Annotated in this window: 21 protein-coding genes; 12 read left to right on the plus strand and 9 right to left on the minus strand. The window is 59.8% G+C overall.

The annotated features are described in order from the left end of the window. Window positions 1-67: 67 nt before the first annotated feature. Window positions 68-1,039: a VOC family protein gene (locus ACFQND_RS26240; protein ID WP_371434981.1), complete on the minus strand. Its 972-nt coding sequence runs from the start codon at window positions 1,037-1,039 to the stop codon at window positions 68-70. A gap of 139 nt (window positions 1,040-1,178) precedes the next feature. Between ACFQND_RS26240 and ACFQND_RS26245 the strand changes: the two genes are divergently transcribed. After that, on the plus strand, window positions 1,179-1,892 hold the full coding sequence (locus ACFQND_RS26245; RefSeq protein ID WP_371434980.1) for a GntR family transcriptional regulator: 714 nt from the start codon (window positions 1,179-1,181) through the stop codon (window positions 1,890-1,892). Window positions 1,893-1,934: 42 nt separating this feature from the next. Here the strand turns inward: ACFQND_RS26245 and ACFQND_RS26250 are convergent, their stop codons facing one another. The 4 genes from ACFQND_RS26250 to ACFQND_RS26265 all read right to left on the minus strand — a co-directional run bounded on the left by ACFQND_RS26250 (window position 1,935) and on the right by ACFQND_RS26265 (window position 4,285). Continuing rightward, window positions 1,935-2,951 (minus strand): NAD(P)H-dependent glycerol-3-phosphate dehydrogenase, encoded by a 1,017-nt coding sequence (locus tag ACFQND_RS26250; protein ID WP_371434979.1) that lies wholly within the window; start codon window positions 2,949-2,951, stop codon window positions 1,935-1,937. Window positions 2,952-2,992: 41 nt separating this feature from the next. Continuing rightward, on the minus strand, window positions 2,993-3,466 hold the full coding sequence (gene secB, locus ACFQND_RS26255) for a protein-export chaperone SecB (RefSeq protein ID WP_371434978.1): 474 nt from the start codon (window positions 3,464-3,466) through the stop codon (window positions 2,993-2,995). Window positions 3,467-3,571: 105 nt separating this feature from the next. Continuing rightward, complete coding sequence (grxC, locus tag ACFQND_RS26260; protein ID WP_371434977.1) at window positions 3,572-3,832, minus strand: glutaredoxin 3; 261 nt, start codon at window positions 3,830-3,832, stop codon at window positions 3,572-3,574. Window positions 3,833-3,874: 42 nt separating this feature from the next. Continuing rightward, window positions 3,875-4,285, minus strand: a complete 411-nt coding sequence (locus ACFQND_RS26265; RefSeq protein ID WP_371434976.1) for a rhodanese-like domain-containing protein — start codon at window positions 4,283-4,285, stop codon at window positions 3,875-3,877. A 119-nt stretch (window positions 4,286-4,404) separates the two neighbouring features. Here ACFQND_RS26265 and gpmA point away from each other — a divergent pair, with 119 nt between their 5' ends. From gpmA to ACFQND_RS26280, 3 genes are all read left to right on the plus strand, one after another. Continuing rightward, the gene (gene gpmA, locus ACFQND_RS26270; protein WP_371434975.1) at window positions 4,405-5,148 is read left to right on the plus strand and encodes a 2,3-diphosphoglycerate-dependent phosphoglycerate mutase; all 744 of its coding nucleotides are present in this window, start codon (window positions 4,405-4,407) and stop codon (window positions 5,146-5,148) included. A 182-nt stretch (window positions 5,149-5,330) separates the two neighbouring features. Beyond that, complete coding sequence (locus ACFQND_RS26275; protein WP_371434974.1) at window positions 5,331-6,770, plus strand: S41 family peptidase; 1,440 nt, start codon at window positions 5,331-5,333, stop codon at window positions 6,768-6,770. A 31-nt stretch (window positions 6,771-6,801) separates the two neighbouring features. Next, the gene (locus ACFQND_RS26280) at window positions 6,802-7,551 is read left to right on the plus strand and encodes a HesA/MoeB/ThiF family protein (protein ID WP_371434973.1); all 750 of its coding nucleotides are present in this window, start codon (window positions 6,802-6,804) and stop codon (window positions 7,549-7,551) included. A gap of 25 nt (window positions 7,552-7,576) precedes the next feature. Here ACFQND_RS26280 and ACFQND_RS26285 read toward each other — a convergent pair whose 3' ends face one another. Beyond that, the gene (locus ACFQND_RS26285; RefSeq protein ID WP_377415113.1) at window positions 7,577-9,625 is read right to left on the minus strand and encodes an AsmA family protein; all 2,049 of its coding nucleotides are present in this window, start codon (window positions 9,623-9,625) and stop codon (window positions 7,577-7,579) included. A gap of 309 nt (window positions 9,626-9,934) precedes the next feature. Between ACFQND_RS26285 and ACFQND_RS26290 the strand changes: the two genes are divergently transcribed. Then, on the plus strand, window positions 9,935-10,315 hold the full coding sequence (locus ACFQND_RS26290) for a response regulator (RefSeq protein WP_371434971.1): 381 nt from the start codon (window positions 9,935-9,937) through the stop codon (window positions 10,313-10,315). Window positions 10,316-10,339: 24 nt separating this feature from the next. Here ACFQND_RS26290 and ACFQND_RS26295 read toward each other — a convergent pair whose 3' ends face one another. Next, complete coding sequence (locus tag ACFQND_RS26295) at window positions 10,340-10,972, minus strand: response regulator (RefSeq protein ID WP_371434970.1); 633 nt, start codon at window positions 10,970-10,972, stop codon at window positions 10,340-10,342. A 134-nt stretch (window positions 10,973-11,106) separates the two neighbouring features. Here ACFQND_RS26295 and ACFQND_RS26300 point away from each other — a divergent pair, with 134 nt between their 5' ends. From ACFQND_RS26300 to ACFQND_RS26330, 7 genes are all read left to right on the plus strand, one after another. Continuing rightward, window positions 11,107-12,459, plus strand: a complete 1,353-nt coding sequence (locus ACFQND_RS26300) for a sensor histidine kinase (protein WP_371434969.1) — start codon at window positions 11,107-11,109, stop codon at window positions 12,457-12,459. A 238-nt stretch (window positions 12,460-12,697) separates the two neighbouring features. Then, complete coding sequence (locus tag ACFQND_RS26305; protein ID WP_371434968.1) at window positions 12,698-12,862, plus strand: DUF1328 domain-containing protein; 165 nt, start codon at window positions 12,698-12,700, stop codon at window positions 12,860-12,862. 109 nt (window positions 12,863-12,971) lie between these two features. Further along, window positions 12,972-13,373, plus strand: a complete 402-nt coding sequence (locus ACFQND_RS26310) for a hypothetical protein (RefSeq protein ID WP_371434967.1) — start codon at window positions 12,972-12,974, stop codon at window positions 13,371-13,373. Between the two features lie 23 nt (window positions 13,374-13,396). After that, on the plus strand, window positions 13,397-13,762 hold the full coding sequence (locus tag ACFQND_RS26315) for a hypothetical protein (RefSeq protein WP_371434966.1): 366 nt from the start codon (window positions 13,397-13,399) through the stop codon (window positions 13,760-13,762). A gap of 13 nt (window positions 13,763-13,775) precedes the next feature. Then, on the plus strand, window positions 13,776-14,231 hold the full coding sequence (locus ACFQND_RS26320) for a hypothetical protein (protein ID WP_371434965.1): 456 nt from the start codon (window positions 13,776-13,778) through the stop codon (window positions 14,229-14,231). Next, complete coding sequence (locus ACFQND_RS26325) at window positions 14,228-14,770, plus strand: ferritin-like domain-containing protein (RefSeq protein WP_371434964.1); 543 nt, start codon at window positions 14,228-14,230, stop codon at window positions 14,768-14,770. The genes ACFQND_RS26320 and ACFQND_RS26325 overlap by 4 nt, the downstream gene beginning before the upstream one ends. 100 nt (window positions 14,771-14,870) lie before the next feature. Beyond that, complete coding sequence (locus ACFQND_RS26330; protein WP_371434963.1) at window positions 14,871-15,188, plus strand: BON domain-containing protein; 318 nt, start codon at window positions 14,871-14,873, stop codon at window positions 15,186-15,188. A 196-nt stretch (window positions 15,189-15,384) separates the two neighbouring features. Here the strand turns inward: ACFQND_RS26330 and ACFQND_RS26335 are convergent, their stop codons facing one another. Both ACFQND_RS26335 and ACFQND_RS26340 read right to left on the minus strand, forming a co-directional pair. Next, window positions 15,385-15,882: a BON domain-containing protein gene (locus ACFQND_RS26335; RefSeq protein WP_371434962.1), complete on the minus strand. Its 498-nt coding sequence runs from the start codon at window positions 15,880-15,882 to the stop codon at window positions 15,385-15,387. A 55-nt stretch (window positions 15,883-15,937) separates the two neighbouring features. Then, entirely contained in the window at window positions 15,938-16,135 is a 198-nt protein-coding gene (locus tag ACFQND_RS26340; RefSeq protein WP_371434961.1) for a CsbD family protein, read from the minus strand. Window positions 16,136-16,188 lie beyond the last annotated feature (53 nt).

Consider the following 16,188-nt stretch of genomic DNA (forward strand, 5'->3'; position numbering starts at 1 on the left):
TTTCTCTGCTGTAGTTAAGGGGGTAATGAACAAAAGAAGAACAAAAGGCGCTTCGGCACCTGCGGGATCACCCGCCCTGGATCTCGAAATTGGTCACAAAGTCCGCAGGCACCGCAGGCCCCCACGCATAAAACGAGTCCTCCGGCGGATGGTCGCCGGCTTGCCACTCGAAATTACCCGGGACGTAGTCGATGTCGAATGAATACTCCGAATGGCTGCCCCAGGGATCGCGCGCATAGTAAAAATAATTCGAGCCCAGCACATGCCGGCCCACGCCCCAGCCGCGCACATAACCCGCCGCATACATCTGCTCCATGCCACGGCCGACCTCGTCGATATTGCCTACATCCCAGCTCAGGTGGTGCAGGCCCGGGCCTTCGGACTTGGCCATGGCGATGAGGTGGTGGTCGCTGCCGTGGACGCCATGCATGAAGACCACCAGGTCCGCCGAGCGGTCGCTCAGGCGCAGGCCCAGCACGTCTTCGTAAAAGTGAATGGCACGCTCCACGTCGGGCGAGAACAGCAGCGCATGGGCCAGCCGGCGTGGCCGCACTTTCGGGATGCGCGCGCGGTTAAGTGATGCGCCTGTGCCTATGGGAACAGGAGCTTCGACCAGCGGGCCGCTCTTGGCATCCGGCGAGCTTTTGGGCGCCACCACAATCTGCACCGCAAAGCCGTCCGGGTGTTTGACCCAGATGCCACCCGCATCGCCCAGGGGATGCGGCTGGCAACGCGCGATGCCAAGGCGCTCAAGCCTGGCGGCAATCGGCTCAAAGTCCTCGGCAAAGCAGCCGAAGCTCAGGTACTGCAATTTTTTGTTGCCCGCTGCCTGGTACAGGCTGCCCCAGGTTTGCGGATGCCCCGCCGTGTGCAGGTCAAGCCGGTCGCCGTCACGACGAGTCTCAAGGCCGAATGCGTCGTAAAAACGTGCAGCCTCATCCAGGTCAGGCACGGTAAAAACAAAGCGGTCCAGCGAATGAACGCCATGGACGGCCGCGCGGTGCGGGTCCTTATGGGTGCGTAGCGGCGCAACTGCCATGATTTGTCTCTCTTTGCTGCTTTTTTGCAGGATTCTGCAAAAGAATATATTCTTTTAATCAAACTATATAGATAATAATTTCATCTATTGCTAGGGTTTACAAGTATGAACAACACATCCCAGGCACGGAGTCGGCGCCATGAGTGAGCGCCCCAAGGCCATGAGCCAGACACGTGTGGTTTTTGAACATTTGCGCACGGCCATCGTGGATGGACGGTTGCTGCCCGGCTCCAAACTGAACATCACCGCTCTCGCGGAGGAAATCGGGGTCAGCGCAGGCGCAGTGCGCGAAGGGCTGGCCATGCTGGAGGCCGAGGCACTGGTGGTGTCCGAGCCGGCCCGCGGTTACCGTGTCAGCCCGGTTTCTGCGGTGGAACTACAGGACCTGGTCAACGCCCGCATCGAGATCGAGAAGCTGTGCCTGGTCGAAGCCATAAGGCACGGCGACCTGGCCTGGGAAGGCGGTGTTGTCGCGGCATCTCACCGCCTTTCACGTATCGCCGAGCGCGACGCGGCGCTGCCGGACCGGGTCAACCCGGAGTGGGCGGCCAGCCATGCAGAATTCCACCGGGCGCTGGTGGCCGGCTGCCCCAACCAATGGCTGCTGCGGATGCACGAAATGCTCTACCAGCAGAGCGAACGTTACCGGCAGTTATCGGTTCCCCTCGCCAAGGTCAAACGGGATGTGAAGGCGGAGCACCAGGCACTTGTGGACGCCGTCCTGGGCAAGGACATCCGGCTTGCGCAGGAACTCATTGAAAAACATCTGGGCCTCACGGCACAGATGCTGCTGAACTCGCCGCACCTGGCCTTGTCGCCTGCAGAGATACAGGCACAAGGCCTGAACGGTTAAGAACGGTTTCCCGGCCAGCAGCCCCAACCGCGTGCGGCGGCCTTAAAGCACTTCAGCCGTCGGCCCGCGCCCCATCAGTGCAGCCACGGCTTCAGTCGGCGTGATCCTGCCATCCAGCAACGCTACCACACCCTGCGAAATCGGCATCTCGATGCCCAGGCCCGCTGCCCGCTGCACCACGGTGCGGGCGCAATAAACACCTTCGGCAACGTGGCCCAGCGAGGCCACGGCTTCAGCCAGGGTTTTGCCTTGCGCCAGCGCCAGGCCGACCTTGCGGTTACGGCTGAGGTCGCCTGTGGCGGTCAGCACCAGGTCGCCCAGGCCTGACAAGCCAGTGAAGGTTTCGGCCTTTGCACCCAGAGCTACGCCCAGGCGGGTTATTTCAGCCAGGCCGCGGGTAATCAGCGCGGCGCGGGCGTTGAGCCCCAATTGCAGGCCATCGCACAGGCCGGTGGCGATTGCCAGCACGTTCTTGACGGCACCGCCGACTTCCACGCCCACGATATCGTCATTGGCATAAACACGCAGGGTCGGGCTGTGAAAGGCCCGAACCAGCGCATCACGCACGTCGGCATGCTCGCTGGCGGCCACCAGGGCGGTTGGCTGGCCCTTGGCCACCTCTTGCGCAAAGCTCGGGCCGCTGAGCACACCCGCTCTCAAATTGATAGCTACCTGCGCACGTATTTCGTGGACCATCAGGCCAAAAGGCTGGTTAACCGGAGCTTCAAAGCCCTTGCTCAGCCAGGCCACCGGCACACTGGCGTTCGCCAGGCTTTGCAGCAGGCCACGCACAGCCGAAACCGGCGCGGCAATGATGATGAGGTCCTGGCCCTTGACGGCCTCATCCAGAGAGCCTTCCCCCCCCGCAAGCTTCAGGCTGCCGGGAAAGCTAATACCCGGCAAATACCGGCTATTGGCACGCGCGCTTTTCAGGGTTTCAAGCTGCGCCGCATCGCGCGCCCACAGGGTGACCTGGTGGCCCGGCGCGGCGCGGCTGGACGCCGCGCTGACAGCCAGCGCCGTACCCCAGGCGCCGGCACCCAGAACAATGATGTTCATGACCGGACAGTCATGGCTGTGCGCACCGACAGGTGACGCTATCAGACGATGATTTGCGGCGCGGCCGGTGCGGCAGCATCGGCAGCGGCCTGGGCCTGTTGCTGCTCGTACATGGCCTGGAAGTTGATTTCAGCCAGGTGCACGGGCGGGAAACCGCCGCGCTGGATCACGTCGGCCACGTTGCCGCGCAGGTAGGGGTAGACGATTTGCGGGCAGGCGATGCCGAGCACAGCGCCCAGCTGCTCAGCCGGCATGTTGCGCAGTTCAAAAATGCCGGCCTGCTTGGCCTCCACCAGGAACACGGTTTTGTCGGCGATCTTGGCCTGCACCGTTGCGGTCACCGTCACTTCAAACAGGCCCTCGGCCACTGGCGTGGCTTCAACACCCAGCTGGATGTCCACGCCGGGCTGTTCCTGGTTGAGCAGGATTTCAGGGGAGTTGGGTTGCTCCAGCGAGACGTCCTTGAGGTAGACGCGCTGGATCTGGAAAACGGGGTCAAGATTGGCTTCGGCCATGGTCAACTTTCGGTTTGCTTTTAAGGGAAAGGTTTTTTTGAGGGGATTGCCCCACTCGGTGAAGCGGGCGACGCCGCATTATCCATCCTGCTGGAGCGGGCTAACTCAGGCTGCGTTCAGCAGCGGCAGCAGGCCACCCCGGCCATCCAGCGCCATCAGGTCGTCACAGCCGCCCACATGGGTCTGGCCTATAAAAATCTGGGGCACCGTGCGCCGGCCGGTGATCTGCATCATTTTCTGGCGCTCGGCCGGGGCCATGTCCACGCGGATTTCATCCAGTTCAGTCACACCGCGTGCCTTCAGCAACTGCTTGGCATGGATGCAATAAGGGCAGGTGCCGGTGGTGTAGATCTTGACGGTTTGCATGGTTTGTTCCCTGGCATCACAGAATGGCAAGATGGGCTGGCTTCAGGCTTTCTCGATCGGCAGGTTGGCGTCTTTCCAGGCTTTCAGCCCTCCGCCCAATGCCTGGGCCTGCTCGTACCCCAGTTTTTTTGCGACAGCCACGGCACGGTTCGCGCGGGCACCCGTAGCGCAGACGAGGATAAGCGGCAAGGCCTTGTTCTTGACGGTTGCAGGCAGCTTTTCCTCCAACTGGCTGAAGGGCACGTTTTTGGCGCCGCCCACGTGGCCCGCCGCAAACTCCTCGGCCTCGCTCACATCAACAACCACCGCCTTTTCGCGGTTAATCAGTTGCACTGCACCGCTGGCGCTCAGCGCGCCCGCGTTCATGCCGCTGGCAATCATGGGCCAAATCAGCATGCCGCCCGAGGCAAGGGCAATGGCAATCAGCATCCAGTTATCGATCAGAAATTTCACATTGAACCTTTTAAATATTTTTCACCAAGCCGGTGATTTTAGAATGCAGGTACAAGGATGCCCGCCGGACGCCGGTTTTGCCCCTTATTCCCTATCACCCACCCCTCCGATTACACCCCATGCACAAACTTGTATTGATACGCCACGGCGAATCGACCTGGAATCTTGAAAACCGCTTCACGGGCTGGACCGACGTGGACCTCACGGAAACCGGCGTCGCCCAGGCCAAAAACGCCGGCAAACTGCTGAAAAATGAAGGCTACGACTTTGACCTGGCCTATACCAGTGTGCTCAAGCGGGCCACGCGCACCCTCTGGCACACGCTGGACGAAATGGACCGCACCTGGCTGCCGGTGGTGCACAGCTGGCGCCTCAACGAGCGGCACTATGGCGGCCTGCAAGGCCTGAACAAGTCCGAAACAGCCAAAAAATACGGCGATGAGCAGGTACTGGTCTGGCGCCGCAGCTACGACACGCCGCCGCCGCCGCTGGATGCAAACGACGAACGCTGCGAACGCAGCGACCCGCGTTACGCCAAACTGCAGCCGGCTCAGGTCCCGCTGACCGAATGCCTGAAAGACACGGTTGAACGCGTGCTGCCGTTCTGGAACGAATCCATGGCCCCGGCCATCAAGGCAGGCAAACGGATTGTGGTGGCTGCCCACGGCAATTCCATACGCGCACTGGTCAAGTACCTGGACAACATTTCCGACAACGACATCGTCGGCCTGAACATTCCCAACGGCATTCCGCTGGTGTATGAACTCGACGCCGACCTCAAACCACTGCGCCACTACTACCTTGGTGATGGCGAGGCTGCAGCCAAGGCCGCGGCAGCGGTAATGGCCCAGGGCAAAGCCTGAGTTTTTTGTAAATGTCCGGTAAAGCCCCGTGCCAAGCCCGCGAATTGGCACACTTTTACCGTGTTTTCCCCGGGTTCTCGGCACTCACCGCGGAACTGTAGCCCGGGGTCTTTGTCCTAGGTGTATATTGCTCCAGACATAGGGGGGCAAAGGCTCCTCAACAGGCTAAAGAAGGTATTTTTATGGGTCAGAAGCTCAAAATAGCAGGCTGGATTTCAATCGGCGCGGTGGCGGGAGCCCTCACCACGGTACAACTGCAGGCCGTTGCGCGCGGCGGCCTGATGCCCCTGCCGCTGGAAGAGCTGCAACAGCTGGCAGCCGTGTTCGGCATGGTCAAGACGGATTACGTCGAGCCGGTTGACGAGAAAAAACTCATCTCGGACGCAATTTCCGGCATGGTCTCCAGCCTGGACCCGCACTCCGCCTATTTCGACAAAAAATCCTTCAAGGAATTCCGGGAAGGCACCAGCGGCCGTTTTGTCGGCGTCGGCATTGAAATCAGCCAGGAAGACGGGCTGGTCAAGATCGTTTCGCCCATTGAAGGTTCGCCAGCAGACCGCGCAGGCCTTAAACCCAATGACCTGATCACCAAGATCGACGACACCGCCGTCAAGGGCCTGTCGCTCAATGACGCCGTGAAAAAAATGCGCGGCGAGCCCAAAACCAAAGTCACGCTGATGATTTTCCGGAAGGACGAAAGCCGCTCTTTCCCGGTGACCATCATGCGCGAGGAAATCCGTACCCAGTCCGTACGCAGCAAGGTAATGGAGCCCGGTTACGCCTGGATTCGCCTGAGCCAGTTCCAGGACCGCACGGTCGATGACTTTGTGACCAAGATGGAGCAAATCTACAAGCAGGAACCCAACCTCAAAGGGCTGGTGCTTGACCTGCGCAATGACCCGGGCGGCCTGCTGGATGCAGCTGTGGCCATCTCCGCCGCATTCCTGCCGGAGAACGTGACAGTGGTGTCCACCAACGGGCAACTGGCGGAAAGCAAGTTCACCTACAAGGCGGCACCCGAGTTTTACATGCGCCGCAACGGCAGCGACCCGCTGAAACGGCTGCCCGCAGCCATCAAGACCGTACCGCTGGTAGTGCTGGTCAACGAGGGCTCCGCATCGGCCAGCGAGATCGTGGCCGGTGCCCTGCAGGACCACAAGCGCGCCACCATCATGGGCAACCAGACTTTCGGCAAGGGATCGGTGCAGACTGTCAGGCCACTGGGCCCGGACACTGGCATCAAGCTCACCACCGCCCGCTATTACACGCCTAGCGGCAAGTCCATCCAGGCCAAAGGTATCGTGCCCGACGTGATGGTTGACGAAACCCTTGAAGGCAGCCCGTTTGCCGCGCTGCGCACCCGCGAGGCCGACCTGGAGAAACACCTCAACAGCGGCCAGGGTGCCGAGGTCAAGGATGTCAACCGCGAAAAAGCCCGGGAAGAAGCGCTGAAAAAGCTTGAAGAAGAAGCCAAGAAGCCGCCCGAGCAGCGCCGCCCGCCCGAGTTGGGCAGCGACAAGGACTTCCCGCTGATACAGGCCATCAACCAGCTCAAGGGACGCCCCGTGATGGTCAGCAAAACGGCCATCGTGGAAAACAAGAACGAGAAAAAAGAGAATTGATGGGATTTTTGGGGTCTAGGCCCGATGTCCCATGAACGATTCGCAGCTGCTGCGTTATTCGCGGCATATCCTTCTCGATGAACTGGGCATAGAGGGGCAGGAAAAACTGCTGGCCTCACGCGCCCTCATCGTGGGTGCCGGCGGTCTTGGTTCGCCTGTGGCCCTTTACCTGGGCAGTGCAGGCGTTGCCAGGCTGACCATTGTTGACGATGACCGGGTTGATGCCACCAACCTGCAGCGGCAAATTGCCCACAAGCTGTCCGGCGTGGGCGAGCTCAAGGCAGAGTCGATAAGGCAGGCCATCGCCGACCTCAACCCCGATGTCCAGGTCACCACGGTCACCACGCGGGCAGACGATGCGCTGCTGGACACGCTGGTGCAGCAAGCCGACGTCGTACTGGACTGCAGCGACAACTTCGCCACGCGACATGCCATCAATCGCGCATCCGTCAAACATCGCAAGCCGCTGGTATCGGGCGCCGCCATCCGCTTTGACGGGCAGGTGTCCGTTTATGACCCACGCCAGGCGCTGTCCCCCTGCTATGCCTGTGTGTTCCCCGAGACGGCACAGTTTGAGGAAACACAATGCGCCACCATGGGCGTGTTTGCGCCGCTGGTAGGCATCATTGGCAGCGTCCAGGCCGCCGAGGCCCTCAAGCTGCTATGCGGCGTGGGTGAGCCGCTCACGGGTCGCCTGTTGATGCTGGACGGACGCAGCATGTCGTGGAGCGAAATCAAAATGTCGCGCAATGCAGCCTGCGGCGTTTGCGGTTCGTGCTGAACGCCTCTTCGGGCTGTGCTCCCGGCTATCCGGCAAGCTGATCGGAGGGACGTGCGCGTGGTAATCCCATGGGCGGCTTCACTGCCGGCCTGGCAGGCCCGGCCGCAGGCGTTGTGGCTGGTTGTGCTTTTGCTTTCGGGTCCACCGCCAGCGCCAGTGCGCGCCGGCAATCTGCATCCTGCCCGGGCCCGGTTTCAAATGTCGCCGCGAGCGCCAACAAGGGATTGATCACGCCCAGCGCCAGCGTCAGGCCCGCACGCCCGGCAAGCGCAAGCTTGTCAGGCCCTGCGGAAGGCGAAGCAAAAGTACCAGCTATCCTGAGCGGCGAACGAAAGCTCAGGATGCTGTGGTCCTTGGGCTGGGGATGCAATGTGATGTCCAGGGTTTCGTTGGCCAGGCTGATCTGGCCGCTCCCGTTGAGGACGGTGTCCGTGGTATCGAGCACAATAACCTTGCTGCTCATCAGGCCCTGCTTGACCTCAAACGCCGCCGCCGAGCAAAGAAGCTTGACGTTGCGGTCGCCACGCACAAGAAACTTGATGATCTCGCCCCCGTCCAGGCCCATGAACTCCAGCAGGATGTTGCTGAGTTCACCCTTGCCCATCAGCACGGCAACGTCGCCCGAGGCGGAGCCCAGCATCCCGGCAGCAGAATTGCCGCGTCCCGTCAGGTTGACCTGGCCGCTGATTTTTCCAAGGCTGCTCTTGGTTGTCTGAATGGTGGGGAACAGCCGGTTCAACTGAACCGCGCGCAGGTCCAGTCTGGTTTCGAAAGCAGCGGGTTCCACATTGACATCGACCCTGATACGTCCGGCCAGGGATCCACCCGCCACGCCCAGCGCAATCGGATCAAGCTGCAAAACGCCGTTGACCAGCTTGACGTGCACGCTGCCCCTGTCGAGCGGCAGCTGTTCCACATGGCGGATATCAGCCGCGCTGTAGGTCACATCCGCATTCATGGCCTTGAGCCGCACCAGGTCCAGCGTGGCCGTAGGCAAGACCTTGCGCGATGCGTTGGCCTGGTCCGGTTTTTTGAGCCTTGCAGCGGTCGCAGCTGATTTGCCAGGGACACTGGCGGCCATAGCAGGAGGACTGACGGGCAGCCCGATCACCGGCCGCAAGTCCTCAAAATCCAGAAGTTTCGAGCGGACTTCTCCGGTCAGCAAAGCGACCTCGCCGGAAGTGTCAAAGTTAAGGTTCCCGCTCAGGTCAGAGCTGCCAAGAACGCCCTGTATCTGACTGGCGGCCCATACCTTGCCATGCTTGTCCAGTTTGCCGCGCAACTTATAGGGCGGCGTGGAGGGCAACACGATACCCGCCAGTTTGTACAGTTCCTCAAGGTTTCTGCCCTGCAGGTCAAACGTCGCATCCAGTCCGGTCAGTTCCTGGAGGTTTTCAATCGAGCCCTTGGCCTTCAGCGTGGTCTTGCCTGCCACCGCATTGATCTCCAGCGGAAAGGACTCTTTTAAGTCCTTGCTCAACTGCAGCACACCGCCCGTACGACCGCTCGCGGTGAAAGCTTCGTTTTTCCATTTGCCAGTCACTTTGTAGCCCAACGGCAATGTCACTGATGATCCTGATGGCGTGCCCGCCTCGGCGGCAATGGAAAACTGCGCCGTCATGTCGGCCCCCTGCCCTGATGCCTGGTATTTGAGCGTGCCCCGGTCTACAGTCAGGGAGCCAATGTTCGGCACTGCTGCGCTATCGGCCGTGTCCCGTGAAAGCGCCCAGGTCCGGCGCCCGTCCGGCTCCATCTGCAGGCCGATCTGCGGCTCAATCAGGGAAATGCGCGGCAAATCGACCTTGCCGCGCAGCAAGGGCCACAGGCGGATGTCAAACTCGGCGGCAGTCGCCTTGACCAGGTACGGCTCCCTGGCCCACGCCGGGTTGGCAAACTCCAGCCCCTCGGCCCTTACAGTGGTCGTCCTGCCCAGACTAACCGACAGGTGCCGGGTAATTTCAAAGCGGCGCCCAAGCTGGCCGGACACATAACTGTTGATCGGGCCACGCAGGACATCCCAGGGAAAAAACAGGAGCAGCAGCACCATCGCAAGCAGCACAACAAGCAGGCTCACGGTTACACGGCGGAAAACAAGGGAGCGAGGCATGGCGCCACGACCGGCAGGAGCTTGGAAAGACATGGCTCCAACTATCTGCCCGGACAGCAGATTGGGCAAGGGCACTACGCCACACATGTACGTGGGCGCACGCCTACACGCAGAGGTAGGAAACTTCCTACATGCAGCAGGTCCTGATACTGGCAGAATCAGCCTTGGGGCAAAGATACATTGGGAAACAAATCGTGCCCACATGTTTCCCGTCCATTGACCCGCCTACTTTTGCTCCCTGCCGAAAGCAATACCTGCCCTACCTGGACCCGCGCCGTGAGACTGAAAACCTATATCGTCGAAGACAATCCCACCATACGCGAAAACCTGATTGCGACGCTTGAAGAACTTGCCAGTGTTGATACCGTAGGCACGGCAGACACTGAAAACGAAGGCAAGGAGTGGCTGAACGGCAACCCCGAAGAATGGAATCTGGCCATCATTGACCTGTTTTTAAAGCAGGGGAGCGGACTGGGCGTGCTGGCAGCGTGCCAGCACCGCAAGGCATCGCAGAAGGTGGTGGTTCTCAGCAACTACGCCACGGCAGACATCCGCCAGCGCTGCGCCCAGCTGGGCGTTGACGCGGTATTCGACAAGTCCAACGAAATTGACGCGCTGGTGGACTACTGTATCCAGCACAGCGACGCCAGCGCCTGAATGCGGCCTGAACCGCGACTGAAATCAGTCGATCAACTTGTTCTTGAGCGCGTAGTAGGTGAGGTCGCTGTTGGACGCCAGGCTCATTTTTTCCATTACACGCGTCCTGTAGGTGCTTACAGTTTTTACGCTCAGCGAAAGCGCTTTGGCGATATCGCCAGCCGTTTCCCCCTTGGCCAGCTTGAGGAAAACCTGAAACTCCCGTTCCGACAATTGTTCGTGCGATGCCATGTCGTTGGGCCGGTTCAGCTGCTGCGCCAGCAGTTCAGCAACCGTCGGCGTGATGTAGCGTTTGCCCAGGGAGATCACACGGATGGCATCCACGATCTCCGACGGGTCGCACTCCTTGTTGAGGTAACCGCTGGCGCCCTGCCGGATCAGGTTGACGGCGTAATGCTCTTCAGGGTAGCCGCTCAGGATAAGAATGCCCACATCGGGCGCCTTGGCCCGGATCATGGCCAGCGCATCAATCCCGCTTTGCCCCGGCATGGACAGGTCCATGACCAGAATGTCCAGCTCGACGTTGCGCACAAGGTCAATGGCTTCGCGGCCGCTGCCGGCTTCGCCTACAACCCGCAAATCGACCTGGTCGGAGAAAAACTGCCTGAGCCCCGAACGCACGATGGCGTGGTCATCCACAATTCCAATTTTGATCATGTTGCAATCTTTCAGGGAAGGCTTGCATTTACAGGCAAACGTAATAAAAAAAGGGTCGGCCGTACCGGCCGTCCGCATTGGTCGTCGATACCTATTATTGACGAAACGCAAAAGCGTATTCAACGGATCTTGCCATGAAAAATTTTGCACTACCCAAAATGGCCATCAGCCTGCCCCTGGCAGTGCTGGCCGCCGCCATCCTGATCTTCATCAACGAAATCAGTTTTCGCGAGTCCACAGCGGCCACGGCCAATATAGAGCAGGCACAGCAAACCCGCGACTCGCTCAATGCATTGATGCGGCACGTGCTGGATGCGGAAACAGGACAACGAGGCTATCTTCTGACAGGTGACGAGCGCTACCTGGAACCCTACAACGCAGCCACCGCAGAAATCAACCCCAATCTTGATGTCCTGAGGCAATTGTTTGCCCCCTACAAGGACCAGATGGCGGAGTACGCGTCCATGTCACAGCATATCTCGAGCAAGATGGCCGAAATGGATCTCAGTGTCCGCATGCGCAAGGAAGGCAACGAGGACGCCTGGAAATTTGTCCTGACCACAAACGTCGGCCAGGAGCATATGGAAGCCATCCGCAAACAGGCGGCCGCGCTCGCCTCCAGCAGCAGCAGCCGGATGGTGCAGGGGCAAGAGCAGATCAAGAAAACGCTGCAGCTGTCCCGCGCGGGGGTAGCCATCATGGCACTTGCCGGGTTGCTGGCCTTTTATATGTACCTGCTGCAGACACAGGCCCTGTTCAGGTCGGGAGAACGCGAGAAGGAATCGCTGCAGAGGGAGCGGGACCAGCTTGACCTGCAGGTTCGCGAGCGTACCGCCAACCTGGCCGAGCTGGCCACCCATTTGCAAAACGTCCGCGAAGATGAGCGCGGCCATCTCGCGCGCGAATTGCACGATGAACTCGGGGCACTGCTGACTGCAGCCAAGCTCGATGTCGCCCGGCTCAAGTCCCGGCTGGCCGGCAGCCTGCCGGAAGCAACAGACCGCTTGGCGCACCTGACCAACACGCTGAACAGCGGCATCGCCCTGAAACGCCGTATCGTGGAAGACTTGCGCCCCTCTTCCCTATCCCATCTTGGCTTGGTGGCCTCGCTTGAAATCCTGGCCCGCGAATTTGAAGAACGCTCCGGGCTGTCCATCACCACCGACCTTGAAAACGTTGAACTCGGCGGATCGGCTCAATTGACGGTGTACCGGCTGGTCCAGGAGTCGCTCACCAACATCGGGAAGTATGCCGAGGCAAGCCAGGCCGTTGTCAGCCTGCAAAACATGGGCAGCTACATCACCGTGGAAGTGCATGACAACGGCAAGGGCTTTGACACAGCAAGCGTCGGCCCCACCAGCCACGGCTTGTCGGGCATGCGCCACCGCGTGGAAGCAGCCGGAGGCCGACTCACCGTAGCCAGCACCAAAGGCACCGGCACCCAGATCACGGCCGTGCTGCCCAAGGCACCCTCCTCGCCCTCCTGAGGGCCTGTTCATGATTCAGGGGTTTGCGGCGCCGGCATGGCCGCATCCATGGGCGCTTTACCGAGCGTAACAAACTGTCAGCCCCCTCCTACAGCCCGCCACCCATAGTCCTGACAAGGGGGCGGCACCACTGCCGATGAGGGAAATCCGGCGTCTTCATTAACCTTGCAGCATGTGTTGAAAAGATGTTTCCAGGGAAGCATCACCCGATACCAACCAGGCCAGCAAGGAACTACCGATGTTGCACTATTCCGTCATTTTTCTGGTGATCGCATTGATTGCCGCCGTCTTCGGTTTTGGCGGCATCGCGGCAGGCGCCGTTGAAATCGCCAAAATTCTTTTCTTCATTTTTGCCATCATGGCCGTCGTCAGTTTTGTAGTCAGCCTGCTCAGGAAAAACTGATACCGCAATACACACAGCTCCCGCGTTCCCGCGCCCGGCCGCGCGATCGCACATCAAAACCGCCGGCACTCCCATTTCATCAACCGTTTCAACCCAACAAGGACCTGTCATGAGTACTATTGCCTCCAAAATCGCCCAAGATGCCGCGCCCACCTTGCGGCATGCCTCCGACGAACTACTGCAGAGCGCCAGCCATGCGGTGGACTCCACACGTAGTTACGCCAACGATGCGCTGGACAAGGCCGAAGACAAGGTTCGTGAGTTGCGTGGCAACGTAGATCCCGTCGTCGACATGTTGGCATCCAAGGCCCAAAAACTTGCACGGCAAAGCCTGGACATCGCGGCCGAAGCCAAGGACCGCGCGCAGCAATCCCTCAGCCGTGCTGCGGGCGCCACCACCCGTTACGTGGCGGAGCAACCCTTGCGTTCAGTCCTGATAGCAGCCGCCGTCGGTGCCGGCGTGGCCTTGCTGATTTCGTCTGCACGCACACGCAACCGCAATCGCTACTGATCAACAGAACATCCAGTCCCGTCATGCTGCACCCTCTGTTCTCAACGCTCATACAAAGGCCCGACCTTGTCGCGGACCATGTCGCGGCTTACGCGGCGCTGTTTCAGGAGGAAGCCAGTGCAGCAGGTGCGGAGTGGCTGGCCAGGGCCGTGGCCTGGGTACTAGTGGTTCTTTGCGGCGTTGTATTCTTGGGGCTGGCAGGCACGGCATTGATGCTGGGCGTCCTGCACAACCAGTTCCATTGGGTGCTGGTCGCCGTGCCCGGCTTCGCATTGCTGCTTGGGATAATTGCTTTCTTTCGGGCCAGGAGGCCCTTCAGGAGTGAGCGTTTTCCCGAACTGAAAGCGCAGATCGACAGCGACGTTCAAGCTTTGCGTGCAGCTACCTGAAGAAGGCCCATATATGCCCTCTGCCCTGCCCCTCACGCCACAGGAGCGGCTTGCCATCAGCCGCAAAGCCATCGTCCGGCATATGAACCGGAACGAAACGCCCGGGCATGACAACGCAAGCCGGGCACCTGGCGATGCAAGCGACGAACAAGGCAGCAGCGCGTATGGTCCTTTGCAGCTCGTCCAGCGCGCCCTGCGGGCCTGGTGGCAACATCACCCCGCCAATATTGCACTGGATGTTGCCCGGCCTGTTGTTGCGGAATATGCCAGGGAACATCCGGTCAGGTTGCTTGGTGCCGCCGCCGGCATTGGTGCCGCAGCCGTGCTGCTCAAACCATGGCGCCTGGTATCGCTGGGCGGCATATTGCTGGCAACGATGAAGTCCTCGGACCTCTCGGGCATCGTGCTTTCGATGCTGTCCAGTTCCTCTCACTCTCAAGACCCGGATAACCCAAGGGAAACCCCATGACAAAAACGACTACTCTTTCCAGTGAATTTTCCCTTGATCAGAAGGGCCTGACTGCCGCCAGGAAAAGCCTGGACGACGGCGCGATCACCCCGGCTTACGGGCCACACCGCAACGCCATCATCAAGCTGCTCAACGACTCCCTGGCCACCGAACTGGTTTGTGTCCTGCGCTACAAGCGCCACCACTTCATGGCCAGCGGCTTGTCGTCACCCAAGATCGCCGAGGAATTCCTGGTGCACGCCAATGAAGAGTCGGCGCACGCCGACCGCATCGCAAGGCGGATAGTGCAGTTGGGCGGCGAGCCGGATTTCTCGCCGGGCACGCTTCTGGAGCGCAGCCACGCGGACTACGACGACTCAAACGACCTGAAGACCATGGTACGCGTCAACCTGATTGCCGAGCGCGTCGCGATAGAGACCTACCACCAGATGATCCAGCTGATTGGGGACAAGGACACAACCACTCGCAGAATGCTGGAAGACATCCTTGCCGACGAAGAAGAACATGCCGACGAGCTCAAGGACTGGCTCGAGGATTGATCCCTGTCCCTTTATAACCACCGGTTGATCAGCGTGGTGCGACTGATCCGCAGGCTTTTTAACTACAGCACTGACTGAACTCACTACTTAAGGAAATAATATGAAATACGCTCGCGCAATTGCATTTGCCGCCCTGGCCGGCATCACGATTCTGTCTACAACAGGTTGCGCCGTTGGGCGTGGTCAGGAAACAGCAGGTGCCTACGTGGATGATGCGGCGATCACCACGGCCGTCAAGGCAAAATTTGTTGAAGACAAAACAGTCTCGGCAATGTCCATCAGCGTTGAAACGCTGAACGGCACAGTCCAGCTGTCCGGCTTTGCCAAGTCCGGTGCTGAAAAGGCACAGGCTGAAGCCCTTGCGCGAGGCGTCAAAAACGTTCGTGCGGTACGTAACGACATCGTCATTCGTCCCTGACCCCAGCTGAGGTCTTCTCGACCTTAAAGCGCCAGGCTCAAGGCCTGGTAAAAAAGCAGGCACCGGTTTTAAACCGGTGCCTGCTTTTTTCTCGTCTGTCCCTGTGCGGACGTTTCTGCTTGCGTATGGAAAGGAAAACTCTCCACGCAAAAAAAAGCCTCCATATGGAGGCACGTCCTCTGCCGGGCCGTAAAAACTAGCTTGCCTTGACCATCAGCTTGTTGTCGACCGAGCTCACGCCCTTGATGCCTTTGGCAATGGCAGTGGCCTTGTCCCGTGCACTTGCGGTTGGCGCGGGGCCGCTCAGGGTCACGTTGCCGTTTTTGGTATCAACATCAATCCTGATGGCACTCAGGTCGCTGTCTTTGGCAAATGCCGCAGAAATGGATGCCGTGATGGCCATGTCATCCACGCTACCGGCAACCGAATCAGCCGCCTTTTGCCCGCTCACCTCGGCCTTTTGCGCCTCTTCCTTTACGGATGCACCGGCCTTGGCCATGGATGACTCGGCTTTGGCTTTTGCCTCGATCGCCGCCTGCTCGGTTTTGGCCACGGCTGAATCCAGCTGTTGGCCGACCGACTGGCCCTCGTCCTTTTTGCCGCAGGCCCCCAAGGCGAGCAGCAATGCAAGGGAGCATGCCGTTGTCAGGACCAGGGCGGGCCTGTGCGAAATAAATGGTGTGTTTGTTTTCATGAAAAACTCCTGGAATTAATGACTGAAAAATGAATGCGTTCAGGCGGTCATCGCCTCAGATCTTGTTGATCAGCTTTTGGGCCTTGTCTTTGGCGTCTTCCTTGGTATCGCCATAAACGGCCTGTACTTTTCCCTTGACCTGTCCAGCCAGTCCCTCCGCTTGCAACTTGTCGTTGCCCGCTACCTTGCCAGCCAGTTCCTTGACCTTGCCGACGGTTTGCTCCACGCGGCCTTTAACCTGATCCTTGTTCATGCGATGTCCTTTAAGGGTTAAAAATCGAATCGGCATTGGGTGCTTTGACCAAT

This window comes from Polaromonas aquatica (assembly GCF_042659145.1).
GTDB classification, from domain to species: domain Bacteria; phylum Pseudomonadota; class Gammaproteobacteria; order Burkholderiales; family Burkholderiaceae_C; genus Polaromonas; species Polaromonas aquatica.